At 66.7% G+C, this 13,239-nt stretch carries 12 protein-coding genes; 8 read left to right on the plus strand and 4 right to left on the minus strand.

All coding sequences use genetic code 11. The annotated features are described in order from the left end of the window. Positions 1-56: 56 nt before the first annotated feature. Positions 57-998 (minus strand): hypothetical protein, encoded by a 942-nt coding sequence (locus QW887_RS04045; protein WP_316175398.1) that lies wholly within the window; start codon positions 996-998, stop codon positions 57-59. Between the two features lie 242 nt (positions 999-1,240). Continuing rightward, positions 1,241-2,701, minus strand: a complete 1,461-nt coding sequence (locus tag QW887_RS04050) for a GH1 family beta-glucosidase (protein ID WP_315711917.1) — start codon at positions 2,699-2,701, stop codon at positions 1,241-1,243. A gap of 278 nt (positions 2,702-2,979) precedes the next feature. On the opposite strand from QW887_RS04050, the gene nthA reads away from it, so the two are divergent. The 4 genes from nthA to QW887_RS04070 all read left to right on the plus strand — a co-directional run bounded on the left by nthA (position 2,980) and on the right by QW887_RS04070 (position 5,626). Beyond that, positions 2,980-3,627 (plus strand): nitrile hydratase subunit alpha, encoded by a 648-nt coding sequence (nthA, locus tag QW887_RS04055; RefSeq protein WP_316167989.1) that lies wholly within the window; start codon positions 2,980-2,982, stop codon positions 3,625-3,627. Next, the gene (nthB, locus tag QW887_RS04060; RefSeq protein WP_316175397.1) at positions 3,627-4,289 is read left to right on the plus strand and encodes a nitrile hydratase subunit beta; all 663 of its coding nucleotides are present in this window, start codon (positions 3,627-3,629) and stop codon (positions 4,287-4,289) included. The genes nthA and nthB overlap by 1 nt, the downstream gene beginning before the upstream one ends. Beyond that, a complete protein-coding gene (locus tag QW887_RS04065; RefSeq protein WP_315827601.1) occupies positions 4,286-4,672 on the plus strand; it encodes a nitrile hydratase accessory protein in 387 nt (128 codons plus the stop codon). The genes nthB and QW887_RS04065 overlap by 4 nt, the downstream gene beginning before the upstream one ends. Positions 4,673-4,855: 183 nt before the next feature. Beyond that, the gene (locus QW887_RS04070; protein WP_316167991.1) at positions 4,856-5,626 is read left to right on the plus strand and encodes a hypothetical protein; all 771 of its coding nucleotides are present in this window, start codon (positions 4,856-4,858) and stop codon (positions 5,624-5,626) included. 52 nt (positions 5,627-5,678) lie between these two features. Here QW887_RS04070 and queC read toward each other — a convergent pair whose 3' ends face one another. Next, positions 5,679-6,395 (minus strand): 7-cyano-7-deazaguanine synthase QueC, encoded by a 717-nt coding sequence (gene queC, locus QW887_RS04075; RefSeq protein WP_316167993.1) that lies wholly within the window; start codon positions 6,393-6,395, stop codon positions 5,679-5,681. Between the two features lie 134 nt (positions 6,396-6,529). Between queC and mazG the strand changes: the two genes are divergently transcribed. Further along, positions 6,530-7,348 (plus strand): nucleoside triphosphate pyrophosphohydrolase, encoded by an 819-nt coding sequence (gene mazG, locus QW887_RS04080; RefSeq protein ID WP_315711907.1) that lies wholly within the window; start codon positions 6,530-6,532, stop codon positions 7,346-7,348. 23 nt (positions 7,349-7,371) lie between these two features. Here the strand turns inward: mazG and QW887_RS04085 are convergent, their stop codons facing one another. Next, positions 7,372-8,274, minus strand: a complete 903-nt coding sequence (locus QW887_RS04085; RefSeq protein WP_315711905.1) for a LysR family transcriptional regulator — start codon at positions 8,272-8,274, stop codon at positions 7,372-7,374. 129 nt (positions 8,275-8,403) lie between these two features. Here QW887_RS04085 and QW887_RS04090 point away from each other — a divergent pair, with 129 nt between their 5' ends. From QW887_RS04090 to QW887_RS04100, 3 genes are read left to right on the plus strand one after another with little or no spacing between them, the layout of a single operon-like run. Next, a complete protein-coding gene (locus QW887_RS04090) occupies positions 8,404-9,777 on the plus strand; it encodes an MFS transporter (RefSeq protein WP_315711903.1) in 1,374 nt (457 codons plus the stop codon). A 23-nt stretch (positions 9,778-9,800) separates the two neighbouring features. Further along, a complete protein-coding gene (locus tag QW887_RS04095; protein ID WP_315711902.1) occupies positions 9,801-11,486 on the plus strand; it encodes an FAD-dependent oxidoreductase in 1,686 nt (561 codons plus the stop codon). Between the two features lie 16 nt (positions 11,487-11,502). After that, positions 11,503-13,236: a thiamine pyrophosphate-requiring protein gene (locus tag QW887_RS04100; RefSeq protein WP_315711901.1), complete on the plus strand. Its 1,734-nt coding sequence runs from the start codon at positions 11,503-11,505 to the stop codon at positions 13,234-13,236. Positions 13,237-13,239: the final 3 nt, after the last annotated feature.

Raw genomic sequence — 13,239 nt, forward strand, 5'->3', positions numbered from 1 at the left:
GGCGGTCTTGGCCGCCGCCGATCCGCGCGCTTGCCGATCGGCCCCTTATCGGTCCGTTACGAGCAGGTGTGAACGCGCCCGTCGTAGCCGCGGTAGATGCCCTTCTCCGCGTCATAGGTGCGGAAGCTCTTGCAGTTCACACCCCGCCTCTTCGCCTCCCGCTTCATTTCGCTCTTCTGTTCGCTCTTGGGCTTGCGGACGCGTTGCTCGCGCTTGGCGGGCTTGGCGTCGTCCTCGGCATGTTGGGCATGCGCGTGGCCGTGCCGTCCGGGCTTGGCCGACGGGGACGCGGTGTCCTGCTTCGCAGCCGCCTTCCCCGGCGTGGCCGCGGAAGAAGCTGCGGCCGGCGGCGCGGATGTCTTGGGCTCGGCCGGCGCAACCGCGGGCTTCACCTCGGCGGCGGCAGCCGGCTTTTCGGCGGGCGCAGCGGCTGCGGGCTTGCTCTCCGCAGCCTTCTCTTCGGCTTTCTCCGGCGCGGGCGCGTCCTTGGCGACGGCGGCGGGCTGAACGGCCGGAGCGGGCTCTGCCGGTTTCGACTCGGTCACGGCCGGCTTCTGGCCGACGTCGGCGCCGGAGTTCGGTTCGACCTTGGTCTCGGATTTGGCCTCGGCTGGCTTGCTCTCGGCCGCAGCATCCGTCGCGGCTTTTTCGGTTGATACTTTGTCCACCCGCTGCTGGCTCGCGCTGTCTGTGGCCTGAACGGGCTTGGTGTCCGCAGCGGCTGGCTCGCCGGGCTTCTCGGCCGTCTTCTCGGGCTCGGCCGCAGGCTTGCCGGCGGCATCCGAGGGCTGCTCGGCGGGCCTGGTTTCAGCAACCGCGGGTTTCGGCTCGGACTCTGCGGGCTTTTCGGCCGTCGGCGCGGCAGACTGCTCCGTGGCGGGCTTGGCCGCATCGTTCGCGGCTCCCTGGGCCCAGGCGCTGGAGCCAGCGATCACTCCGAGGACGCAGAACAGAACGCCCGCGCGGACGGCTGGCGGACAAACAACGGAAACTTGCATGCTGGAAAACTCGCTTGAGGGGCCGGCAGATTGCCGGTTTACGTCATCTGCAGCCAGCTTTCGCCACGAAAACGGCATGCGCGCAAAAGAGTCGCACGAGGTGTGCTTTCCGCATCATGGATTTGCAATCGCGACGTGAAGGCCGGCGCGCCGACACTCAATGCGTCGGATGCCGACGGCACATCGGCCGCCTGAATGGCGCGGACCGCGCCCGGCGGGACCCCGGGTGGCGTCGCGGCGCTTCACGCGCTCACGGCGTTGCGGCTGATCACGTGATGGTAGTACGACGCGCTGAGCTTGGGCGTGCGCACCTGGGTGTCGAAGTCGACGTGATAGATGCCGAAGCGCTGCTTGTAGCCGAACACCCACTCGAAATTGTCCAGCAGGCTCCACAGGAAGTAGCCCTTCACGGGCACGCCCTCGGACGTTGCGCGCTGCAGCTGGGCGAGATAGTTGCGCAGATACATCACGCGGTCGAGGTCGTGGACCTTGCCATCGGCGGTCAGCTTGTCGTCCGAGGAGGTGCCGTTCTCGGTGATGTAGATGGTCTGGAGATTCCAGATCTTGGCGGCGAGCTTCGGCACCCAATAGGCCGTCTCCGGACCGACCAGCAGCCAGGGTGAGCTCATGTGCGGGAACGAGGACGGCATCGGCAGCACGTCGAATCCGGCCGCGCGGTCCGACGCGACGACATAGGCTTGCGGCGCGTAGATGTTGAGGCCGACGAAATCGACCGGCGCCGAAATGATCTTCAGTTCGTCGGCGGTGAATTTCGGCGCATCCTTGCCGGACCACGCCAGGAAACCCTCCGTGTAGCGCCCCTCGAGGATGACGTTGAGGAAGCCGGCATTCAATTCGCGCGTCGCGATCTCGGCGGCGCGGATGTTCTCCGGCGTGTCGATCGCCGGCAGGCAGGCCGTGATGTTCTCGGCCATGCCGACGCGCATGCCGGCGCGTCCGCCGGAGCGGATGGCCTGGACGGCGAGACCGTGCGCCAGCGCCACGTGATGGCGCGCCTGGTTGACCTGCTGCTGCGGCAGCTTCAGCCCGGGCGCGTCGACGCCGAGGCCATAGCCGAACGGAACGAAGCGGCCGCATTCGTTGATGGTGAAGATGGTCTTCACACGGTCGCCGAGATGCTCGGCGACGTAGCCCGCATAGTGCGCAAAGGCCCTGGCCGTGTCGACCGAGAGCCAGCCGCCGACCCGGTCCTGCAGCGCCTGCGGCAGATCCCAATGATACAGCGTTGCGTACGGCGTGATGCCGTTGGCCAGGAGCTCGTCGACGAGGCGGTTGTAGAAGTCGAGGCCCTTCGGATTGGGAGTCAGCCCCCCGTCGGGAAACAGCCGGGGCCAGGCGATCGAGAACCGATAGGCCCGGCAGCCGAGCTCCTTGATCAGCCGCACGTCGTCCTTGTAGCGGTTGTAGTGATCGCAGGCGACGTCGCCGGTGCTGCCGTCCTCGATGTTGCCCTGCAAATGCGTGAACACGTCCCAGATCGACGGCCCACGGCCATCGGCCGTGGCCCCGCCCTCGATCTGGTACGACGACGTCGCCGTCCCCCACACGAAATCGGCGGGAAACCGCCGCCCGGCATCCTCCTTCACCGCGCCCTCCTCCGCTTGCGCCGGGCCATTGGCCGCCCCGAGGGCGGCCAGCCCGGCCAGCTTTGCAAGATCACGGCGGGAGACGTCGTTCGGCATTGATGAACCTCAAACCTCTGTTGCTATCGTGCCCGATCGGGACGGCGAAAGCATTACGAACCATATCTGCGCTCCGATTTGAACAGCCCGAGGTGGCGGCAAGGGAGCGGCCTCGATCACATCTGCGTCCGGAATCGGCGCGTCAATGACCGACGGCGCCGCGCTCGGCATTGTGACCGCCGCACGGCTGCGGCGGCGTTGAAACGCGACTGCTCGCACCGTCGGTTTGTAACGTCCTCGGCTCGACAGCGGTGCCGGATTACGCCTATGGTTGTGCCATGACGGATCACGACCACCATCACGACCACCATCACGACCATCCGCACGATCACTCGGACCTGTCCGAGACCGATCTGCGGGTCCGCGCGCTCGAAAGCATCCTGACCGAGAAGGGATATATCGATCCCGCTGCGCTCGACGTGCTCATCGAGACCTATGAGAGCAAGGTCGGTCCCCGCAACGGCGCCCAGGTCGTGGCGCGGGCCTGGACCGATCCGGCTTATCGGGCACGCCTTCTTGCCGACGCCACGCCGGCGATCGGCGAGCTCGGCTATGCCGGCCGCCAGGGCGAGCACATCGTGGCGGTCAAGAACACGCCGGATCTGCACAACATGGTCGTGTGCACGCTGTGCTCCTGCTATCCGTGGCCCGTGCTCGGCCTGCCGCCGGTCTGGTACAAGTCGGCGCCCTATCGCGCCAAGGCGGTGAAGGATCCGCGCGGCGTCTTGAAGGATTTCGGCTTCGACTTGCCGCCGACAACGAAGATCCGGGTGTGGGATTCGACGGCCGAGGTCCGCTATTTCGTGCTGCCGATGCGTCCCGCGGGGACCGACGGCTGGAGCGCGGAGCGGCTCGCCGAGCTCGTCACGCGCGACAGCATGATCGGCACCGGCCTGCCGAAGCAACCGCACGAGGTCGGCCGCTGATGGATGGTGCGCATGACATGGGCGGCGTCGCCGGCTTCGGTCCGGTCCGCCCCGAGCCGAACGAGCCGGTGTTTCACGCCGAATGGGAGCGCCGTGCGTTCGCCATGACGCTGGCGATGGCGACCCCCGGCGGCTGGAACATCGACATGTCGCGGTTCGCGCGCGAGAACCGTCCGCCGGACGACTACCTCGGCATGAGCTACTACCAGATCTGGCTCGCGGGCCTGGAACGGCTGATGCAGGAGCGGCATCTGGTCGACGCCGATGAGATCGCCGCCGGCAAGGTGCTGCATCCGGCCAAGCCCGTCGCCAAGATCCTCACTGCAGATGCCGTCGCGCCGACACTGCGTCGCGGTGGCCCGACCGCACGCGTGGCGACGCAGCCGGCGCTGTTCGCCGTCGGCGACAGTGTACGGGCCAAGGACATCCATCCGTCGACGCACACGCGGCTGCCGCGCTACGTGCGGGGCCATCTCGGCCGCGTCGCGGCGGTCAGAGGCATGCACGTGTTTCCGGACAGCAACGCCCATGGCGGCGGCGAAGATCCGCAATGGCTCTACACGGTGGCGTTCAGCGGTGCCGAGCTGTGGGCCGATGCGCCCGATCCGCTGCTGGAGGTTACGGTCGACGCTTTCGAGCCCTATCTGGAGCCAGCCCGATGAAACCGGACCGTGAGGCGGCGGTCGCGGCGACGCGCGCCCTGCCCGGCATTCCCGTCGATGACAGCGGGCCCGTGTTTCGCGAGCCGTGGGAAGCGCACGCCTTCGCGATGGCCGTCACGCTGCACGCCCACGGGCTGTTCACCTGGCCCGAATGGGCCGCCGCGCTCGCCCAGGAGATTTCACGCGCGCAAGCGGCCGGCGACGCCGATTGCGGCGATACGTATTATCGACACTGGCTGGCGACGCTCGAACGTCTGGTCGCCGAGAAGGGCGTCACCTCCGCCGATGCGCTCGCGCGCTACCGCGACGCCTGGGATCACGCGGCCGATCGCACCCCACATGGCAAGCCCATCGAGCTCCGGCCCGAGGATTTTGCCGGCTGAGCGTTTCGCAGGCTTCCCGAGGATGCTTAATGCCCGGTGAGCGGGCGATCCTGCTTTTGATGGTGCGGTCTTAACGGCCGGCTATTCATGCCGCGAACAGCCGTATTCGTTCGAAATTGAACATTCATCAGTGCGTCCGTAGCGTCCCGCATCTTCTTTGCCGAAGTTGAGGGGACGTTGCAAATGCCCGCGCCAGAGTTCGCCACCATCGTCGACACGCTCGCCGGCGTGCGTCAGGACTATCACGAGAAGCTCAAATCGATTCCGCAATACGAGGCCTTCCTGCTGATCGAGAGCTCGACCGAGAAGGCCGCCGGAGCCCTGCACGGCACCGAAGCGTCGGGCTCCTCCATCGCCACCGACGTGATCGACTCGCTGCAATATGCGCGCAACCGGTTCGAGCAGCACATGGCCTCGATCCCGGAATATCGCGTGCTGGTGGCGATCGACCGCGTGATCAAGGAGATCTCGCAGCATCTCGGCCTCGCGCCGCATGATGATGCGGCGGCCACGGAGAGCCTTGCCGCGGCCGCCGAACAGCCTGCCGAAGCCGCCGAGGCGGTGGCCAGCGCTGCGAGCGCCGACACGGATGCTCCCGCCGAAGAGGCCGTCGACCCGGCGCCGGAGCAGGCAGAAATGGCCGAGGACGAACCGGCCGCAGCGGAGCCGGTCGAAGCCGAGGCCCCGACCCTGCGTATCGTCGACAAGCCGGTGAAGTCGCCGTCGATCGTGCCCGCCGATCACGACGGTGCCGCCCACGACGACGACATCGTGGTGCTGAACGCGCCTGCCTGGGAGAAGAGCGGCAAGGACGCCAATCACGACATCACCGCGCGCCTCGTCGCGCAGGCGGCCTCCGCCGCAGCCAGTGAGGCCGATGACGGCCACGACCTCGCCGATGCGGATCTCGTCATCGTCAGCCAGCGTGAGCCGTCGGACAACGAAGCCGCCTGAGCGCTCGCCTGTCGCGCAACTCTCCGCGGGGCCCGAAGGCCCCGCTTCCGATTCAGGATGGCCCGCCCGCCGCGATGTATTCGCGCCATCCTTTGGCGCGCAGCTCGCAGGCGGGACACTGTCCGCAGCCATGCCCCCAATCGTGCCGTGCGCCGCGCTCGCCGAGATAACAGGTGTGCGACCGGTCGCGGATCAGGTCCACGAGCCCGGTGCCGCCGAGATCATGCGCCAACTGCCAGGTCGCGGCCTTCGACAGCCACATCAGCGGCGTGTGCAGCTCGAACGCGCGCGCCATGCCCAGGCTCAGCGCGCTCTGCAGCGCCTTGATGGTTTCGTCGCGGCAGTCAGGATAGCCCGAATAGTCCGTCTCGCACATGCCGCCGACGATGTGGCGGATGCCGCGGCGATAGGCGAGCGCCGCCGCAAAGGTCAGGAACACCAGATTGCGGCCCGGCACGAAGGTGTTGGGCAGGCCGTCAGCGCCCATCTCGATCGCGACGTCGCGCGTCAGCGCCGTCTCGGAGATCGCAGCCAGCGTTGGAATGTCCAGCGTGTGGCTGTCACCGAGCTTGGCCGCCCAGTCGGGACGCAGGCGCGCGATGCCCTCGACCAGCCGGTCGCGGCAGGCGAGCTCGATCGCATGGCGCTGGCCGTAGGCGAATCCGATCGTCTCGACGCGCGCGAAGCGGTCGAGCGCCCAGGCCAGGCACGTCGTGGAATCCTGCCCGCCCGAGAACAGCACCAGGGCTGTCGTGTCCTGCTCACTCATGGCCCCCCGCTTAGCATCATCGACGGGTCGGGCCAACCCGCGGAGCGATCCCGCGTAATCGACCTTTTTGCTGGGAGCCGCGCGCGGCTTGGGGCATACAGGACACGATCGAACGATGCTGTCAGGACCTGCCCATGATCCCCTCCCGCGACATCTCACGCCTGATCGAGATCATGGCGGCGCTGCGCACGCCGGTCACCGGCTGCCCGTGGGATATCGAGCAGACGTTCCGGACCATCGCGCCCTACACCATCGAGGAAGCCTATGAGGTGGCCGACGCGATTACGCGCGACGATCTCGACGATCTGCGCGAGGAGCTCGGCGATCTCCTGCTGCAGGTGGTCTATCACGCCCGCATCGCCGAAGAACAAGGCGCATTTGCATTCGGCGACGTCGTCGAGAGCATCACGACGAAGATGATCCGCCGCCATCCGCATGTGTTCCCGGACAAGGACGGCAACGTCACCCAGCCGACCAAAGGCACATGGGACCGCATCAAGGCCGAGGAGAAGGCCGAGCGCGCCGCGCGGCGGCCGCCCGAGGCGCAGACGGGCAAGTCCTCGCTGCTGTCGGGCGTCAAGGCCGGACAGCCTGCCCTGGTCCGCGCGATGGAGCTGCAGCGCAAGGCCGCGACCGTCGGCTTCGACTGGAACGATCCGCGCGCGGTGTTGCAGAAGATCCGCGAGGAAGCCGACGAGATCGAGGCCGCGCTCGACAACAAGGATGCGACCGAGCTGACCGAGGAGACCGGCGACCTCCTGTTCGCGCTGGTCAATCTTGCCCGCCATGCCGAGGTGGATCCGGAGACCGCATTGCGGGGCACCAACGCCAAGTTCGAGCGCCGTTTCGCGCACATCGAACAGGCGCTGACGGCCAAGGGCCGTACACTCGAACAAGCGTCGCTCGACGAGATGGACGAATTGTGGAACGAGGCGAAGCGACTGGAGAAGTAGCGTCCCCGTCTCCGAAGCCGTGATCAGCCGCCCTTCCGCGACAGCACGGCCTTTGCGATCTCGACGAAGCGCTGCGCGGCCGGCGACAATCCAAAGTCGGCGCGGCTCAGCAGCGAGACATGCCGATGGATCGTCGGCTGCGACAGCGGGATCGCGGCAAGCGTCGGAAATTGTGCCTTCGGCAGCATGTGCGCGGGCAGGATGCTGATGCCGGCGCCCTCCGCCGTGAGCGCCAGCGCGGTCGTGATCAGCGACACCTCCCACGCCGGCTTCAGCGCCCGCCCCGTCTGCGCCAGCGCTTCGTCGATCTGACGGCGGATGCGCGTGCCGTGACGCATCGTGATCAGATCGGAGCTCATGATGCCGTCCCATGTCAGACGGCGGTGCTTCTCGAACCGGCCGTCCTTGATGCCGATGGCCGAGAGCGGACTTTGCATCAGGGTGTCAATCCGGACCTCCGGCACGCCGTCGTCCTCGACGCTGCCGAGGCCGAACTCCGCATGCCCGGCCATCACGATCGCGAGCAGCTCGTCAGGCGCGACATCACGCAGATCGATCCTCACCTCGGGATGGCGCGATCGAAACGTCGCAAACACGCGTGGAAGCAGCGCCGACGCGACGCCCGCTGAGACCGCGATGGAAATTCGGCCGGCCTTGATCTCGGCAAGGTCGCGCATCCGCTGCGACAGCCCCTGCGTCCCCGCCAGGATGCGTTCCGCGGCGGTGATCGCCTCACGGCAGGCCGCCGTCGGGTGCAGCGCCCGCGTCGTGCGATCGAACAGCTTGAGCTGAAAGTTCTCCTCGATCTGCCGGATCAGCAGGCTGATCGCCGACTGCGTGACGCGCAGCTCGGCGGCGGCCCTGGTGATGCTGCCGAGCCGATACACCAGGACCAGGGCCTCCAATTGCCGCAAGGTCGGGGGCATTAGCTTTCCTCATGAATGAATGAGAATTTTGTGGCTAATCGAAAGAGTTTGATCATGCAACATATTTGCAAACAGCCGGCGGCTGCTGCGAAGCGCGCCAGGCAACAACAAGCACATGGGGAGGGACATTTGACGCAAGCGATCAATCTCACGCGCTACGTCGACGATCGGCCGCTGTCGGGCTTCCAGATCAGGGTGATCTGCCTGTGCGCGCTGGTCGTCGGGCTCGACGGCTTCGATGCCCAGGCGCTCGGCTTCGTCGCCCCTGCCCTCAGCAAGGATCTGCATCTGGCGCCGGGCGCGTTGGGGCCCGTGTTCGGTGCGTCCCTGTTCGGCGTGATGATCGGCTCGCTGGTGTTCGGCGCGCTGGCCGACTATCTCGGGCGCAAATGGCTCGTCGTCGCCGGGGTTCTCGTGTTCGCGCTGGGATCGCTGGCGACCACCCAGGCCACCAGCGTATCCGACCTCGTCATCATTCGGTTCCTCACCGGCCTCGGGCTCGGCGGCGTCCTGCCCAACACGATCGCGCTGACCGGCGAATATTCGCCGCAGCGTCGCAGGACCCTGTTGATCATGCTGATGTTCATGACGGTGTCGCTCGGATCGGCGATCGGCGGAGCGGTCGCGGCGAAGCTCATCACCGCCTATGGCTGGCAGATCATCTTTCTCATCGGCGGCATTCTGCCGCTCATCCTCTGTCCGGTCCTCATTATCTGGCTGCCGGAATCGCTCTCGCTGCTGGCTCTCGACGACAACAAGAATGATCGCGTGCGCGCGCTGCTGAGCCGGATCGATCCGTCGGACCGCCTCCCCGCCGACGCGCGCTTTACGATCATCGAGGAGAGCGGCAAGGGCTTCCTGCTGCCGCAGTTGTTCACCAAGCGGCGCCTGCTCCCGACCCTGCTGCTGTGGGTGATGTTCTTCATGAACATGATGGACATCTATTTCCTCAACAGCTGGCTGCCGACGCTCACACATGGTGTCGGGCTTGACGTCCAGGCGGCGATCGCCGTCGGCATCGCCTTCCAGCTCGGCGGCATGCTTGGCACCGTCGGGCTCGGCCTGCTGATCGAAAAGTTCGGCTTCGATCGCGTCCTGTTCGCGACCTACGTTGCCGGCTTCCTCTCGATCATCACCATCGGTATCGCGGGAGCCTCGTTGCCGATTCTCGTGCCGGCCGTCTTCATTGCCGGCGTCGCGGTGATCGGCGGACAGATCGGCTGCAACGCCTACGCGGCGCGCATCTATCCGACCTACATCCGCGGCACCGGCATCGGCTGGGCACTGGGCATCGGCCGCTTCGGCTCGATCCTCGGCGTCACGATCGGCGGGTTGATGCTCGCAGCGAAATGGGACGTGTCCTCGCTGTTTCAGGCCAGCGCGGTGCCGCAACTGTTCTCGGCACTGGTGATCCTGGGCCTTGCCGTCCTCGGCATGCGCGGCAGTCTTCCGACCGCCGACGACACACAGCGGGATGCGCTTTCGACAGCCGAGCGTGCCTAGGTTCAAAGCAGAAGAGAACTGACATGAAGACGATTCAAACCCAGGTGCTCATCGTGGGCGCCGGCCCGGTCGGACTGACCGCCGCCATGGATCTTGCCTCGCGCGGCATCGACGTCGTGGTCGCGGAGATCAGGCGCGCCGGAGAGCCGCCCAACGTGAAGTGCAACCACGTCTCCGCGCGCTCGATGGAGGTGTTCCGCCGCCTTGGCATCGTCCAACAAGTGCGCGAAGGCGGCCTGCCGGCCGACTTTCCCAACGACTGCGCCTATCGCACCACGGTCGTCGGCCGCGAGCTGACGCGCATCCCGATTCCGTCCCGCAAGGACCGCTATACGGCGACCGGTGGACCCGACACCGATTGGCCGACGCCCGAGCCGCCCCATCGCATCAACCAGATCTATCTCGAGCCCATCCTGTTCGCTTGCGCCGAGGCGCAACGCGGCATCACGATCCTGAACCGCGTCGAGGTCGATCGGTTCGACCAGGATGAAAACGGCGTGATCGCGCGGGCACGCGATCTCGACGCCGGCCGAGACATCACCATTTCGGCCGATTATCTGATTGGCTGCGACGGTGGCCGCTCCGCGGTGCGCAAGCTGATCGGCGCGCGGCTCAGCGGCACCGATGTCGTGCAGCGGGTGCAGTCGACCTACATCCATGCCCCTGCGCTGAAGGACCTGATCACCCAGAAGCCGGCCTGGATGACGATGTCGCTCAACCCGCGGCGCTGCGGCACCACCGTCTCCATCGACGGCCGCGACAACTGGCTGATCCACAACCACCTCGCGGCCGAGGAAGTCGAATTCGACAGTGTCGATCGCGATTGGGCGTTGCGCACCATTCTCGGTGTCGACGACCGTTTCGAGTACGAGGTCATCAGCAAGGAGGACTGGATCGGACGCCGCCTGGTGGCGGATCGCTTTCGCGATCGCCGTGCCTTCATCTGTGGCGATGCGGCGCATCTGTGGATTCCCTATGCGGGCTACGGCATGAATGCCGGGATCGCCGATGCGGTCGACCTGTGCTGGATGCTCGCCGGCGTGCTGCACGGCTGGGCTGCCCCTGCCCTGCTGGACGCCTATGAGGCGGAGCGGCAGCCGATCACCGAGCAGGTGTCGCACTTCGCGATGAACCATGCGCTCGCCGTGATGAGCCAGCGACGCAGCGTGCCTGCCGAAGTCGAAATGGACGGCCCCGTGGGCGATGAGGCGCGCCGCAAGGTGGGACAGGCCGCCTACGACCTCAACGTGCAGCAATATTGCTGCTCCGGCCTGAACTTCGGCTACTACTACGACCGGTCACCGGCCATTTCGTACGATGGCGAGACGCCGCCGCCCTACGGCATGGGCCATTTCACCGCGTCGACCGTGCCGGGCGCACGCTCCCCGCATGTGTGGCTCGCCGATGGCCGCTCGCTGCTCGACGCGCTCGGCCCGGCCTATACGCTGGTCCGGTTCGATCCAACCATCAATACCGAGGCGCTGGTCGAGGCCGCAGCCCGCCAGGGCGTTCCCTTGACGCTCGTCGACGTCGACCGGGCCAAGGGCGGCTACGACTTCGCTGACAGCCTGCTCGTGGTGCGACCGGATTCGCACATCGCCTGGCGCGGCGCGGCCGCACCTCAGGAGCCCGACGACCTGTTGGACCGCCTGCGCGGCCTCACAACCCAGGCTGAGGCCGTGCGCCGTGACAATGCCGTCGTCGCCTGATCCTCGCCAGCGCGCCATGACACGCCACACCACCGCGCACTACTTCCTCGAGGCGCTCGTCGAGAGCGGCATCGACTACATCTTTGCCAATCTCGGCACCGATCATGTCTCGCTGATCGAGGAACTTGCACGCTGGGACAGCGAAGGTCGACGGCACCCCGAGGTGATCCTGTGCCCCCACGAGGTGGTCGCGGTGCACATGGCGATGGGCTATGCGAGCGCGACCGGCCGCGGTCAGGCCGTGTTCGTCCACGTCGATGCCGGCACGGCGAACGCGTGCATGGCCATTCAGAACGCCTTTCGCTACCGGCTGCCGGTGCTGCTGTTCGCTGGGCGGGCTCCGTTCGCGCTGCATGGCGAGCTGCCGGGAGGACGTGACACCTACGTCCACTTCGTGCAGGAGAGCTTCGATCAGGGCAGCATCGTGCGGCCCTATGTCAAATGGGAATACACCCTGCCGTCGGGCGTCGTCGTCAAGGAGGCGGTGGCCCGCGCTGCCGCGTTCATGCACAGCGATCCGCCCGGCCCGGTCTACATGATGCTGCCGCGAGAAACCCTTGCCGAGACCTGGGACGAACAGGCGATGCCGGCCTACCCGGCCGCGCGCTATGGCAGCGTCAAAGCGGGAGGCATCGAGCCGGAACGCGCGCAGGCGATCGCGGACGCGCTGATGAAGGCGGACAATCCGATCGCGGTGACCGCATATCTCGGACGCAGCGCCGAGGCGGTTTCTGTGCTGGAGCGACTGGCGCTGGTCTGCGGAATCCGGGTCGCCGAGTTCAATCCCATCACGATGAACATCTGCCAGGACTCCCCTTGCTTTGCGGGCGCCGATCCTGCCGCGCTTATTGCTGGCGCCGATCTCGGACTGCTCATCGACATCGACGTCCCCTTCATTCCGCAGATGCTGAAGGCGGCCGATCGGCTGCGCTGGATCCAGATCGACATCGACGCCCTGAAGGCGGACATCCCGATGTGGGGATTTGCCACCGACCTCCGCATTCAGGGCGATTCGGCCGTCATTCTTCGGCAGGTCCTGGAGCTCGTCGTCGCACGTGCCGACGATACATATTTGAGGAAGGTGCGCGACCGGATCGCGAGCTGGCAGCCAACCCGCAAGGCCGCGCATGCGAGACATACGTCGGCGGCCGCGCAGAAAGGCTCAATCGGCGCGATCAACCCGGCCCATTTGTTCGCGCGGCTGCAGGCGCATCTGTCGGAGCACGACATCGTTGTCAACGAGGCGGTCCGCAACGCGCCGGTCCTGCAGCAGCAGCTTCGCCGCACCAGGCCGATGACCTATGTGGGCCTGGCGGGCGGCGGCCTCGGCTTCAGCGGCGGCATGGCGCTCGGACTCAAGCTCGCCAATCCCTCAGCGCGCGTGGTACAGATCGTCGGCGACGGCGCCTATCATTTCGCCGCGCCGGATTCCGTCTACGCCGTAGCGCAGCAATATCAGCTTCCGATCCTGACCGTGATCCTCGACAACAACGGCTGGCAGGCGGTGAAGGCTTCGGTTCAGCGCGTCTATCCGGACGGCGCGGCACAGCAGACCGACTCATTTCTTTCCCGGCTCTGCACCGGCCGTCAGGACGAGCAGCGTCGTCTCGCCGACATCGCCTGCGCATTCGGCGCCCATGGCGAGCGGGTCGACGATCCCGAGGCGCTCGATAAAGCCATCGAACGCTGCATCGCAGCCCTCGACGGCGGGCGCGCCGCGGTGCTGCACGTCGACATCACGCCGCTTTAGTTC

It is taken from the genome of Bradyrhizobium sp. SZCCHNRI3052 (genome assembly GCF_032484895.1).
Lineage (GTDB): Bacteria > Pseudomonadota > Alphaproteobacteria > Rhizobiales > Xanthobacteraceae > Bradyrhizobium.